Below are 13,800 nucleotides of genomic sequence, written 5' to 3' on the forward strand. Positions count from 1 at the left end.
GTCTTTTTTTTGGAGGTGATATGAATGCGAATGAAAGATAAACTGCTTGCCAATGTCAAAGCTGTTAAGCAGGGAGATAATGCATTTGAGGCATTCAAAAAACGGTTTTTTACCGTCATGGGCGATCAACTAAACATGACGGACGACCAATTAAGACAAATCTATGTTGGTATGTCACCGTATATTGAAACGAGCATTTATGCGGAAATGGAAGATGTCCTGGCAGCGATCCAAAACGCTTATCATGCGCTTGTGAATTGGATGACAGAAGAGACGGCGAAAGCCTCTGAGAAACATGGGGACCAATCAGACAAGCACTCAGGCGTTCGAACATTGGGAAGTCATAAGTCATTTTCGAAGCACAAACAAGCCAATCACTCGGATACGGAAGAACAGAAAAGCAAAGGTGAGTCATCCAAGCAAGACGCGATTCAACGCTATATGAGCGATGATAAATCGTTCAAGCGATTTGTAACACATGTCGTTACGAATTATCAATCGCTCCCAAAACAGCGAATTGATGTATTGGTGTTCAAATATGAAGGCTATCAGCATCTCGAACTGACGTTATTTGGTGAGTCCTTCATACAACAATATGGATTTAGAACAGCCTATCATCTTCATAACGACTTAATGCATGCATTTCACACGACTTTCGATGACTTGTTAGCTAAGGGAACAGTCCTGACATCAGATCAAGCTATTCAAGAACAAGTCCTTACACCTGTCTTAAAACGATTTGAAGCTAAAATCGTTGTCAAAGGTGGTGACGATGATGAGCAAGCTGAATCCCTATAAGAAACTTGTTTTTCAAAATATCGAAAATGCTTTAAGTGATTTGAATGCTGAAGATAAAGGCCGTTATTTCATCTGTAACTGTCCGGAATGTAACCAGCATGAAGCCTTTATGTATAAAAATAATACGCGGTTCATCCAATGTAATCGGGAAAATCACTGTGGCTCACGGATGATGCTTGAATTTCATGAGAAAGGAGACATGGCAACTTATGAACAAAAGATCGAAAAACAGTACCCAAACCTGACGACAGAACAACGGCAGGCCTTGGACTGGTCACACCGCGTATTCTCATATGCGAAAAATTATTTTAAAAGTGAGATGTTAGATAATGGTTACCGTGGCCTGTCAAAACAGGTAACACGTGATTTTGTAGCTGACTTACAAGATGAGGCTATCGTGCAGCACGTCTTTCAAAAAGTCGAACCCTTATTGAACAAAGATTATTCCAATAATAGCTGGATGTGCAAACGAAACTTAATTTTTCCATTGTACGGCGAAGGGAATACGTTAGACCGTGTTTTACTCCGTTCCAGCATCGATGAAAACCTTGATCCCAAGGAAATACAGCTTATTTTCAATCCCTCCATAGAAACGAGGGATTTTTTTATGGACATTCCGCAGGATGCTGAAAACGTGGTGGTGAGTGAATCCATATTGGATGCGTTGTCCTTTCGTGAAATCGATGAGAATGTTGGCATTATGGCTCTAACAGGCGCAACCAAAACAAGACAAGTCAAAGATTATTTGGCAAAACACAAAGACCAGTTTGCAGATAAAAGCCTTATAATTGCCATGGATGATGATCAGGCCGGATGGAAGGCAACAAGAGATATCGTGAACACCATAGAAGATGACGGTGTAGGCGAAAATTGGTCAGTTTTTGAGTACGCTTCAGGAACTAAAGATGCGAACGAAAACTTGCAGCAAAACCGCAAAACATTCACCAAAGCGTATGAACAGATGGCAACACGTACGAAGCAACATGAAAGGGTGATGGCCGTTGAACACGAACCATAAGCCATTGACCGAGCGTTTAAGTAACTGGCAGTTTATAGTGCCTTCTATACTGCTGATCGTCATATTGGGCTTCTTTCTGGCAAACTTTCTATTACATTTTTTACAGCAAGTGCTGCATTTGGTTGAGGGATTTGCCAACAATCCGGAGCAAATCAACTTGAACACATTCTCAGTTGATTGGGAATACGTGTTCATCTTTCAGAAAGAATGGCTTGCGTTTTATATAGGCTTTTATATCCTGATCGGGATCAGTCTTCTAAAACTCTTGTATAATATCAAAATGAATTATCAAACCATTAACCGTGGTCAACATGGTACGAACGAATTTGAATCCGTGAAAAATATGAAGAAACAGTATCAGATTATACCAGCGTCTAAAAAAGAATATGAAGGTAAAGGTGGCACAATTGTTGGGGGATTGCAGGAGGCAGGTAAACCATACCGCCTTTTACTGGACGATGCCCCTGTTCACACAATGGTCATTGGAATTACACGTTCCGGTAAAGGTGAGACTTTTGTGGTTCCGATGATTGATGTCCAAAGCAGGGCGAAAGAGAAACCCTCCATGGTCATTAATGATCCGAAAGGGGAACTGGCTGGCGCCTCTTATGAAACGTTAAAAAATCGTGGGTATGACGTGTACGTGTTTAATCTGATAGAGCATGCGATGAGCATGGGATTTAATCCCTTGCAGTTAGTGATAGATTCATGGAAACAGGGTAAGGTCAGTGACGCGCAAAAATATGCTAACAGTGTGGCATTCAGTTTGTATCATAATCCAAATGCCAAAGACCCGTTCTGGTCAAACAGTGCAAAATCACTTGTAACAGCTATTATTTTAGCCTTAACGGAGGACATGGTGAAAATCGGTAAAGAAGAACGGGTGACCATGTACTCTGTTGCCAATTTCCTTTCCAGTAAGGGTAGTGAAACGGATGAAGAAGGAAATAATGCGTTGGACGAATTTTTCCAGGCACGGGATGAGAATAATCCAGCACGATTAATGTATGCCACAAGTAATTTTTCAACCGGCAATACACGGGGCAGTATCTTCAGTGTGGCCATGGATAAACTGCAAATCTTTACACTTGAACCGAACGCGAAAGTAACTGCCCATAATAGTTTGGATTTAACTGAAATCGGGTTTGGTGACAGACCAGTAGCTGTCTTTTTAGCGACACCTGATTCGGACAAGTCAAACGATGTGCTAGCAAGTATCTTTGTTAGTCAGTTATACCGTGTCAACTCGGAAAAGGCAACCAAAAGCAAGAATGGCAAAATGAAACGGCATGTGCAATTCATTTTGGATGAGTTTGGGAATATGCCGGCGATCGATGGGATGGCAAGTATGGTAACAGTTGGTGCCGGACGCGGCTTCAGGTATCACTTAATCGTTCAAGCCTATTCTCAAGTGAAGTCGGCTTATGGTGAAGAGTCGGACACGATTATTGGCAACTGTTCCAATCAAATCTATATCCTTACCGAAGATAAGAGTACGGCTGAACATTATTCGAGCATGCTTGGCGCTAAAACGATAACCGATGTGAGTCGAAGTGGTGATTATCATTCATTCGATAAGTCGCACAGTGAATCGACCAAAGAACGCTCGCTTTTAACGTCTGATGAATTGATGCGGTTAAAAGAAGGTCAGTCGGTATTGATACGCGTGAATAAACGGCAGGACAAGAACCGAAAAAAGATTGAGCCAAAACCGATTTTTAACCAAGATAAAACCAGTCATAAATTCCGTTATCAGTATTTAGCCGATGACTTTGATACAGACCATTCCATCATGATGCTCCCAATTATGTCCGAAACGTATCATGATATGAATTTAAACAGTATGGTTTATTCGGCCAAATCAAATGATGATTTATTTTTACGAATGGCTGACGTACTAACAAATAAGGAATTTGAACGATTTAAACGACACATCTTACAGATTGAACAAAGTCAGGGTGAACTGGATGAAGAAAAAACCAAAGCATTGCTTCAAGAGGTTGATCACTGGTCGTTTCTCCATTATATGAGTTTCATTGTCTATCATCCTCATTTTTCACGCATACACTTAAAGATATTGGCAGCGTTACAGAATTATCTGCCGACAAACGTGATGCAAACATGGCAGGATAAAGCAACGAAGCGAATTGAAGAACAGGTTCATCAAAATGAGAAAGCCAGTCAAAGAGCCAATCAACAGGCATTAGATGAACAATCCCATGAAGATCAAGAAGCTGAAAAATTACGGGAACAGGCACTATCTTAATAATGAAGGGGCGTGAGCAAACGTGAAAGAACCAAAATATCGTGTCGATTGGCGTGTAATTGAAGAAATTGCCGTATTGCACGAAAGTCAGGCAGGCTGGACGAAAGAACTTAACATCATTAGCTGGAACGGTGATGAACCGAAATATGATGTGCGGTGGTGGAACCCGGATAAAACGAGGCTGGGCAAAGGTTTTACGTTCACAGATGATGAGCTAAGTAAGTTAAAAGTGATACTCGATACAAAAATACCGTACATTGAATAGGACAAGTTAATCATTTCAAGTGCCAAAGAGGGCTGTTATACTGGTGTCAAAAGGTTATATGGGAGATGATGGTAACTTGGTACGGAAACGAACGTTATTAACCTTGGTATTAATCGCCGTTTTACTGATGTTAAGTGCCTGTGGCGGAACGGATAGTGCTGCAGAAGATAATAGCGATGAATCAACTGAAAAACCGAAACCCGGATTAAATGAAACGACACTGAATGATGTGATGACAAAAAAGGATAATGACGAAGCACTTTATGTGTTGATTTATGATGCGAAACAAGAATATGTGAAAAACACTAAATTGCTTGAAGCCTATGATAAAGCACTAAAAGAAAAGGATATGACGGCATTTTATGTGAATCTTAATACGCTTGATGATGACCAAAAGCAAGAAGTAGATGCTATGAGTGAAGCGTATAACAATCGGACGTCAGGTCACAATCCTTTTGAAGATGGCGGAATGGCTGTTGTTCATGGAGGACAATTTAATTCGGCTTATGCATACCAGGGAACTGCATGGACTTTAAATACGATAATTGGTGATGCTAATACAGAAAGCAATACATTTCTGGATGATGATTTATACAGCGATGTAGAAAAGGAAATACAATATAATATCGACTATATCAACGATCAAGAAATAGAATTGACATACTAATTCAGTAACCATAAAAAGGACTTACCTGTACGCAAGGTAGGTTCTTTTTTTATGTCAAAGAAGGGAGGCAAGTATATTCATGGATGAGTTGAAAAAGCTTTATGAAGATTTAGCTGCCATTTTAGATATCAGTAGTGGCTGGCTTTATGACGACCTCATCCGAAACATTTTATGGGGGATTATTCAAGCGTTAGTTTGGATTAACAATTGGATAGAAGGTGTCGCAACGGATGTTGTCACACTTGGTGGGGTCTATGATAACCCAGCCATGAATCGATTTATTGAAACAATTCAGCCTTATGTGTTTGGCATGTTTGTTGTCACGCTAACCGTTGTAGGCTTTCAGTTTATGCTGAATAAAATTGAAAAACGAAATGAAGTGTTGATGAATGTTTTAATTGCTGTGAGTGTCATTGTCATCCTGCCGACTATGATGAGTATGATGGATGATTTATTGAACGAAGGCATAACCGCATTAGATGAACCCGGAACACTATCCGATAACGTCCTTAAACGGAATATCGCTGATGTGATGTATTACGTTGAAAGTGATTTTAATTATGCCAGTGGGAGTAACGAAGAGACTGTGACGGGTAATGAAAATTTACTACCGCATCCTGCACATCCGACAAAGGATATTGGAACAACGGATTATACGTTCGGAAATCAATTAGAAGAACCTTCTTCAATTGAAGTGAATGAAAAATTGGATGTTCAAAAAGATGAAGGTTGGTTCAGTTGGACCACAAAACCATGGGTGAATGAATTGAAAGAAAAACAAGATAGTGGTGGGCGAGGATATGATTTTTTAACTAAACGTCTTGTTTCAACAGGTGATGGTGATACAAGGATAATAGATTTAAACTCAAACACAGTACCAGCTACCAATCTGGGACAACAAAGCTACTACAGGTATCATGTTAACTGGGGTATTGCCATAGCGACGTTGGCCGTGACGGCTTTTGCATTAGTCATCACAACCATCAAAATCGGACGTGCCATGTTTGATTTGGCGTTTCATCAATTATTTGCCATGTTCACCGCAGCAACGGATTTAACGGGTGGTCAACGCTTGAAAAAAGTGTTAGTCGAGATTGCCAGTACATTCGCTGTCATTTTTGTGATGATGGTGCTATTGCGGATGTTTATCATTTATGCACAATGGGCGAATAACATGGAACAACATATTGGCATTATCGGTACCATTTTATTGTTGATTGCTGGTGCCTGGGCATTAATTGATGCACCGGATATTGTGCAACGGTTGTTGGGAATTGATGCCGGGCTGCGCTCTGGCTGGCAGGCTATGATGGGTGGTTATGCTGCTAGTCGTATGGTTGGTGCAGGTGGCAAAATGGCAGCCGAAGCAGGCGGTAAAACCCTTAAAGCAGGTGGTAAGATTGGCGGTGGTGCGGTTGCTGGTGGCACTGGCATGACAAGAGCATTGAAAAATAACAGCCATGTGAAACCAATGCCTTCCCGTCGACAAGCTGGATCACCACGTCAAGAAGGCCAGTTCTCGACAAATATGATGAACGGAGATGCTTCACGTTATGAAAACAACGGAGGAAGTACGGTTGGGAAAGGCCAACCGACTCAGGAAGCTCGACCGTCATTTGTTAATTCGCAAAGTCAACAATCTTCCACTATGAGTTCCGAGCATTCTGGTGGTGGCACACCATCATCAATTCATGGTGGCCAGTCGCAAGAACCATCTGGCCAAGTTAATATCCCGACATCACCTAAGATGACGAATAAGTCAGGTTCTGGTCATTCAGATGGCCATATTTATCCAAAGCCAAAACATACGTTGTTTGGTGGCAATCGTACAGTGCAGCGAGCCGGCCACTTCCTGACACGGGCACATAACACCGGGTATGATGCAGGGCAGAAAATGAACCATATTCGTGGCAGCATTAAGGATAAAAAGGATGTGCAAAAGCCAAAAGATATGCAAAAGGGGCTGAGAGACAATGACATACGAGATTCCAAAAGAGATTAAGGCCAAACCGAAGATTTTAGGATTGGAAATGCGGGAGCTAGTCATTCTATTGATTAGCTCTCTTTTAGTGTTAACGATTTTGCGGGATTTAGTTCACAGCGTTTTTATGATTCCGTATTTTTTGGCCGTGATCGGCTTCATGATTTATCTGTTTATGCCATCCGGCCACAATCCGAAAAAAAGACATTATGAATCACTCATTCTATATTTTCGTCATAAAAAGACTGGTTACCATGCCATGGATAAACACAAGCAGGAGAATAGTCAATTGCGTGAATAACGTGCAACGGAAAGGAGGTTAGCAGTGACCATGACTCATGAAGAAAACATGACTTCCGGTAAGTCTAACGGCAAAGAGACGAACCAAAGGTCATGGGCAACTAAAATCAAAAAAGTTTTTCAGCGTAAAAAAACTCCGAGCAACAAGAAAGAAAAAATGTTACGGCAAACACCGGAGATCCTGCCGTTTCTTCAAATACACAATGATTATATTTTGTTGAAGAATGGTGTGATGGATATTCTTCAGATTCAAACGAAAAACATTCATGCTTTGAATGATACGGATTTGAATGTTTTATTGCTGAACCGAACCCGTTTTTTACGAAGTTATTTCAGGTCCTATAAAGAGATCATTTTAAACTTTCCAGCGAATACAGAAGCCCAACGTACTTATTGGCTTAAAAAGCGCAAACAGACAACCAGCCCGATTCGATTGGAATATATTGACCAAAAATTACTTGAGTTTGATTTTTTAGAACGTGAACGCTCCAACCGTGAATTTTTTATTTTGGTGTATGCCGATGATAAGCAGGAACTGACTGATCGAAAAAATGATGCCATACAAGGAATGCAGCAGTCTTTTCCATTAACCGAACTCTCGCGGGCGAAAAAGGAACAGATTCTGTTTCTATTAAACAATCAAAACACGAAACTCTAGAAAGGATGATTACGATGCCAATGCAGATGAAACCATCAGGAAAACCGAAACCACCTCAGTTGGACAAGGATTTTCTGACAGCAATCCAACCACAAGGCGGTATTCGTTTTCAAGACAAATATATTAAAAAAGGAGATGGCTATGAAACGTGTATTCATGTTTTTGAATATCCCTCCAGTGTCGATGTGTTGTGGCTCGATAAAATTATGGCCATGTATGATGTAACAGTTGTAACAGATGTTGCAACGATGAATCAGGATGAGACAGTGAGTGCGATTAATAAAAGTATGGTGGAACAGGATGTCCGGTTTAGAAGCTCCAAGCATGAATCGGAACGGATGGATGCGCAACGTGGTTATCAGGAGATGGAAGACTTATATCGCCAAATAAGTGAAATGGGAGAGGTCATTAAATTACTGCATATTCGTTTGTTCGTGGCGTCACCAACCATCTGGGAACTGGAAAAGAAAGTGGAACGAACCATGTCTAAATTACAGTCATTCGGGTTTAAAGGTCAAATCTTTTTGAATGAAACGTATTGGGAATGGCAGTCACTATTTTTACCCTATGAACAACAACTGGCGTTTCCGAACAAACGGGAAGGAAAAGGCATGCCGGCTTTAACACTCGCGTCAGGTCTACCTTATCACTTCTCAGAATTGAATGATCGAACCGGCAGTTATTTAGGGACATCGTTTACCGGAGGTAATGTGCTGTTTGATCTCTTTCATAAGGATAAAATGAGACGTTTTTTTAATGCAGTGGTTGTCGGAAAAATGGGTGCCGGTAAGTCAACGACACTTAAAAAATTATTGATGGATAATGAAGCACGTGGCAATTTTATTCGAGGTTTTGATGTAACGGGTGAATTTAAGACACTTGTTCAGTCTGTGAACGGCCACACGATTAGTCTCGATGGCAGTGATGGCGTCATTAATCCACTGCAAATCTTTCGTACAGAAGACAATAGTAATCCGGAAAAGAATGAGGAAATCAGCTTTATGCAGCACATATCGAAGGTGGCAACCTTTTATATGTTTCTGGCTGGTAACCCTTCTTCTGAGGAAATTGAAGAATTCAAAAAGGTACTGCGCCTATTCTATGATTCACTTGGTTTCACGGATAAAATTCATACAACAGGTATTACGTCACTGGCTAATGAGGATTATCCCATTTTCAGTGACTTTTTAAGGTTCATTCGTGATCAACTCTATGACAATACTGAAAAACGAATCATTCGTTCAGAACTATCATCCACGAGGGTTAAGCGACTCGAAAAAATTGAATTGGTCATTGATAATCTGGTGAACAGTTTTTCGTATTTGTTTAATGGTCATACAACGATTCCTGACATTACGAATGAACAAGTGATTTTCTTTTCCATTCGTAATTTAACCGGACTGGAAAAAAGTGTGTTTAATGCTCAGATGTTTAACGCATTGAACTTAATTTGGGATAACTTAATTCAAATTGGCTCGTCGCAAAAGCAGCTTATGTATGATGATGAATCGTTTGATATTGATGAAGCAACGCGCTTTTTGGTCATGATTGATGAAGCTCATCGACTGGTTAATTCGGAAAATATGCTGGCGGTTAAGTTTTTAACAGACTTTGCACGTGAAGCACGGAAATATTTCGGTGGCCTCATTTTGGCCAGTCAATCCATCCGTGATTTTGTGCCAGACCATTCTGATACAGACACGGTCACCAAAATACGGACGTTATTTGAACTCACCCAATATAAATTTGTGATGCAGCAGGATTCTAATTCCTTGGATACGTTACGGACCGTTTTTGAAGGGCAGCTGACGGATAGTGAATTGGAGCATGTTCCACAACTCCAACAAGGCGAATGTTTATTAAGTATCAGTGGTGTTGGCAACTTAATGCTTTCCATTGAAGCATCTGACGAAGAATTGCATTTGTTTGAGGGGGGCTTGTAATGGAAAAACGGGTTCTTTACAAGTTTATCTTTCTTCTCAGTGTTGCTTTTTTAATCATAGCCGTATATGTCTGGAAATGGACAGCCGATGAAGAACAAGAGCAACAAAATCCAGAGAGTTTATTCGATGAATCACAGCAAGAAACAGAGCAACCACCAGATCTTCAGGAAGACAAAATCGATGAAGCATTAGGTGCTAAACCTGGTTCAAACATTGAAGATGAAACACAGAATGCTACCCAGCAAACGGCTGAAGATGAACATGAAACCACCTATCAAAAACAATTTGGCGAGAAAGCAGTTACCAGTGCAAAGGAGCAGGCTCAGGAAGGACTTGCGCTTTATTTATTGCAAATCACCGACTGGGATAAATGGGAAGGTGTTGTCACAGATTCATTTCTGCAGGAAATCAAACAAGACATTCCGGCAGTGAAGGAATCAAATGTTGAACGACGTATTGAATCGATTGAACTGTTTGCTTCAGATACCTCACAACCAAACAATATGATATTCGGTGCATTTGCTTCATGGCATGTTACATCAAATGAACGACTAACCAATCAGCGCACGCAACTTTTTTACCTGACCATGGTTCAACAAAACGATAAATGGCTGGTGAACAACATGGTAACCCCTGATGAAAGCATGGAAGGAAAGAAGGCTAAATGAAACATATTTGGGGTGCTGTGAAAGCCATTGGCAAGAAAAAGGCGATTGGATGGATGGTTGGGCTAGCTGCAGCAAATATCATTCCTATACTGATTGGTTTAGTTTTAATGGCCATCATGTTTGCGATTATTGGTGCATTAGGTGGCAGTGTTGACGAACAACAATCAAACAAAAATCATCCATCTGCCGGTTATGTATGCTCGGCAACAGGTGAGATTAATCAGGAAAAGTGGACATCTGTTTTTCAAAATAAAGAACGCTCCGGTGCCTTGAAAGGTCATGGTGAGGACATTATTCAATTGTCGGAAGAAAAAGATCTTGACCCTGTTTTGTTTGCTTCTATTGCGCTACATGAAACCGCCTGGGGAAAATCAAATGCCATTCAACAAAAAAACAATCCGGGAGGCTTAATGAACCCGGATGGTAGTGGCCTTTTTTCTTTTCCGACATTGAAAGACGGATTAGAGTCCATGTCGCAAACATTATATAACCGTATTAAAGTTGATGGTTTAGTAACCATTGAACAATTAGGTAGTGTGTATGCACCGGTTGGTGCTGCCAATGATCCAAATAATTTAAATGAACATTGGGTACCGACAACGAAAGAGATTGCCCAAAAGCTAGGCGGATTAACGATGAATTGTGAACCATCTAATCAACCAGACATGGAAGTGATTGGTGATAAATCATGGATAACATCACATACAAAAAGAATTACATCTGGATTTGGTAATCGGAGTTGTGGTGGCTGCTCGTCATTCCATGCTGGCATTGATGTTGCTTCCGGAGATATTACAGGCACACCCATCACGGCTTTTGCGGACGGTGAAATTGTCATTAGTGAAGCAAATGGCACGACTCACAAATCCAGTAGCAACAATATGGGAACAGGATATGGCTGGTATGTGGAAGTTAAACATGACGATGGTTTAAGGACACGATATGCGCACATGATGGAAAAGGGAAAACGAGTAGGCACAAACGTTGAAGCAGGTGAGGTCATTGGCAAAGTTGGTTCAACGGGTGCATCGACCGGTGCTCATTTACATTTTGAAGTCATTGTCAATGGTGAAAAAGTCGACCCAATGCCATACGTTAAACCATTTTTAACCGGTCAACAGTGAACAAGGAAGGTGTGATGATGACGTGAAAAACAAATTGAATCGCGGACGTGAAAACAAAACCTATATTAGTCTGTTGCTGGTCGCCGGCCTAGCGTTTGGCGTTTTTTTTACCTCCAAAACATGGATGTATGATGACAGCGCGATAGCTCAAACAGCATTTAATGAATCAATTGGCGGGCTTAGTCAAACGACATTAACGCTCCGTGACTGGGAATATAATCCGAAAAATGAATTGATGGAGGTAACGCTGGAACGCAATCATACTGGAACAGATGCAGTCGAACCGACATTTTCTTTTTATGCGAAAGAACAAAATGAGAGTCAAAAATACAATGCAGAATTGGTATATCAGTCAGACAATAACATGGTTGTTCAGATTGAAGATGTCCCGGAATCTTTTGAGGTTATCGGGTTATTTGTGACAGAACATCGGGATCAAAACATCCTCAAACAAGAATACAAAAAGCAGCTGGAAAACAAAGATGGTGAAGCTACGGTGACTGATCAGGACATTCAAGAATCTGATCTACCTGAGCCGGAACAAGTGATAATCGTCGGAGACTACCGAAAAATAGACACCAATCAATCATTGGTAACGAAGACAGATAAAGGCTACAAAAAAGAAAGTATTGTAGCCGATATGGAGCGCACAAAACAAGAAATCACCACCATTATTGAGGAAGATATACCGTTTCAGGAAGACCTGATAACGACACTTAAGGAAGAGAAAAAATCATTGGAACAAGACATGGCGTTTGAAACGAAAGAGGAACAAGCTGACACAAAACGTGAGATTGAACAAAAGGATAAAGCTATCGAAGAAGCCAAAAGTGAAATCGAAAAACTGAAAAAGACCGTGAAGGAACTCCAGGATAAATATCAAAATCGTGAAGAAGAACTCAATGCTTTAACACAGAATAACGATGCCAATAAGCAACAAGAACATGACAAAGTGGATGCTGATAATGCGGCAAATGATCAACAAGATGTGAACAAAAACAAACAAGATAAGAACAATAATAGCTCCACCAAGTCATCCAATGATAAGAAAAAAACCGACAAAAAGAATGATGGTTAAGGGATGGCGTTGTACGCCAACTGTACGCCATAGAGGGCGCCAATTGTACGCCTCTGCTCGAAAAAATGACATGCACGGAAAAACTAGGCTCTGCCTAGTCCATCACGTTATGTGATGGCATTTTCCCCTTATCCTGTTCAACAATATTGGCGGTCCCATGAGATACCTGCACGCATTGAAAGAAGTTGACAGAGAGGAAAGACATTTACGACTTATTTTTGAGTGAACATGCAGCAAAATAACGGAAAGGGTGATAAACATGGACTTAAAAATTCGTGATTTAGATGCAGGCGCTATGCAAGTATTAAAAGAAGTAGCAAGAGAACAAAATGTGTCCCGGAATGAATTACTAAAAAGACACATTGAAGATTTAGCACAGTTTAATGGCATTAAACGTGCTGAAAAAGAATTGGATTCAACATTAAGTCGCGTAGGTGATGCATTAGAGGTGACGTACAATCGACTCGACCAATTAGAAAAACAATCCATGAAAATGCATTTGTTGTTAGCCACTGTATTGGACATTGATCCTGCTGAAACAGATGACTATTTGGAAAACATGTTTAACCTAAACGTGAAGGAGGTGAATTAGATTGCATACAACGAAACAACGGTTACATGTTCGGCTGGTACCAGATATAATCGAAAAGATACAAACCATTGCAGCTGAAAACCATTCATCACAAGCAGACGTCATTACAGAAGCGATTGAACACTATGACGCTGAACGTAATGAAAAGTATGTTGTCTTCAAAAACATGATCGCGGATTTATTGGATGAAAAGCTTGAAGCCATGGAAGACAAATTACAGAGCATTCAAGTTACCGGTAATGTGGTTGACCGTGACACAAAAATTCTACTCGAGTTTATGAACCATTACTACCTGATGAATGAGTTTAAAGATTTGATTACCACTGAAAAGTATAAGACGAACGGGATGCAGCAAGCAGAAGACTTAATTCAAAAACGTATCCATAAACATCGTCAGAAAAAATTAGATTATGAAAAACGAAAGGCACAAAAGAAATAGGAA

Annotated in this window: 14 protein-coding genes; all 14 read left to right on the forward strand. The window is 40.5% G+C overall.

Features of this window, described 5'->3' with window-relative positions; all coding sequences use genetic code 11:
* Nucleotides 1-24: 24 nt before the first annotated feature.
* The 14 genes from ON01_RS00565 to ON01_RS00630 all read left to right on the forward strand — a co-directional run bounded on the left by ON01_RS00565 (nucleotide 25) and on the right by ON01_RS00630 (nucleotide 13,797).
* Nucleotides 25-798, forward strand: coding sequence for a hypothetical protein (locus ON01_RS00565; RefSeq protein WP_010529067.1), 774 nt, complete (start codon nucleotides 25-27; stop codon nucleotides 796-798).
* Entirely contained in the window at nucleotides 776-1,816 is a 1,041-nt protein-coding gene (locus tag ON01_RS00570) for a toprim domain-containing protein (RefSeq protein WP_010529068.1), read from the forward strand. The genes ON01_RS00565 and ON01_RS00570 overlap by 23 nt, the downstream gene beginning before the upstream one ends.
* Entirely contained in the window at nucleotides 1,800-4,082 is a 2,283-nt protein-coding gene (locus tag ON01_RS00575; protein ID WP_010529069.1) for a VirD4-like conjugal transfer protein, CD1115 family, read from the forward strand. Before ON01_RS00570 ends, ON01_RS00575 begins: the two co-directional genes overlap by 17 nt.
* Before the next feature lie 22 nt (nucleotides 4,083-4,104).
* Entirely contained in the window at nucleotides 4,105-4,347 is a 243-nt protein-coding gene (locus ON01_RS00580; RefSeq protein ID WP_010529070.1) for a YdbC family protein, read from the forward strand.
* 43 nt (nucleotides 4,348-4,390) lie between these two features.
* A complete protein-coding gene (locus tag ON01_RS00585; protein WP_010529071.1) occupies nucleotides 4,391-5,014 on the forward strand; it encodes a hypothetical protein in 624 nt (207 codons plus the stop codon).
* A 79-nt stretch (nucleotides 5,015-5,093) separates the two neighbouring features.
* Nucleotides 5,094-7,016: a pLS20_p028 family conjugation system transmembrane protein gene (locus ON01_RS00590; RefSeq protein WP_010529072.1), complete on the forward strand. Its 1,923-nt coding sequence runs from the start codon at nucleotides 5,094-5,096 to the stop codon at nucleotides 7,014-7,016.
* The gene (locus tag ON01_RS00595; protein WP_010529073.1) at nucleotides 6,988-7,296 is read left to right on the forward strand and encodes a DUF5592 family protein; all 309 of its coding nucleotides are present in this window, start codon (nucleotides 6,988-6,990) and stop codon (nucleotides 7,294-7,296) included. The genes ON01_RS00590 and ON01_RS00595 overlap by 29 nt, the downstream gene beginning before the upstream one ends.
* 30 nt (nucleotides 7,297-7,326) lie before the next feature.
* On the forward strand, nucleotides 7,327-7,953 hold the full coding sequence (locus ON01_RS00600) for a hypothetical protein (protein ID WP_010529074.1): 627 nt from the start codon (nucleotides 7,327-7,329) through the stop codon (nucleotides 7,951-7,953).
* A gap of 14 nt (nucleotides 7,954-7,967) precedes the next feature.
* Complete coding sequence (locus tag ON01_RS00605) at nucleotides 7,968-9,896, forward strand: VirB4 family type IV secretion system protein (protein ID WP_010529075.1); 1,929 nt, start codon at nucleotides 7,968-7,970, stop codon at nucleotides 9,894-9,896.
* The gene (locus ON01_RS00610) at nucleotides 9,896-10,564 is read left to right on the forward strand and encodes a hypothetical protein (RefSeq protein ID WP_010529076.1); all 669 of its coding nucleotides are present in this window, start codon (nucleotides 9,896-9,898) and stop codon (nucleotides 10,562-10,564) included. Before ON01_RS00605 ends, ON01_RS00610 begins: the two co-directional genes overlap by 1 nt.
* Complete coding sequence (locus ON01_RS00615; protein ID WP_010529077.1) at nucleotides 10,561-11,688, forward strand: M23 family metallopeptidase; 1,128 nt, start codon at nucleotides 10,561-10,563, stop codon at nucleotides 11,686-11,688. Before ON01_RS00610 ends, ON01_RS00615 begins: the two co-directional genes overlap by 4 nt.
* 22 nt (nucleotides 11,689-11,710) lie before the next feature.
* Complete coding sequence (locus ON01_RS00620) at nucleotides 11,711-12,766, forward strand: hypothetical protein (RefSeq protein WP_010529078.1); 1,056 nt, start codon at nucleotides 11,711-11,713, stop codon at nucleotides 12,764-12,766.
* 259 nt (nucleotides 12,767-13,025) lie between these two features.
* Nucleotides 13,026-13,358 (forward strand): hypothetical protein, encoded by a 333-nt coding sequence (locus ON01_RS00625; RefSeq protein ID WP_010529079.1) that lies wholly within the window; start codon nucleotides 13,026-13,028, stop codon nucleotides 13,356-13,358.
* Nucleotide 13,359: 1 nt separating this feature from the next.
* On the forward strand, nucleotides 13,360-13,797 hold the full coding sequence (locus tag ON01_RS00630; RefSeq protein WP_010529080.1) for a hypothetical protein: 438 nt from the start codon (nucleotides 13,360-13,362) through the stop codon (nucleotides 13,795-13,797).
* The last annotated feature ends 3 nt before the right edge of the window (nucleotides 13,798-13,800 follow it).

Source organism: Lentibacillus jeotgali, assembly GCF_000224785.1.
Lineage (GTDB): Bacteria > Bacillota > Bacilli > Bacillales > Amphibacillaceae > Lentibacillus > Lentibacillus jeotgali.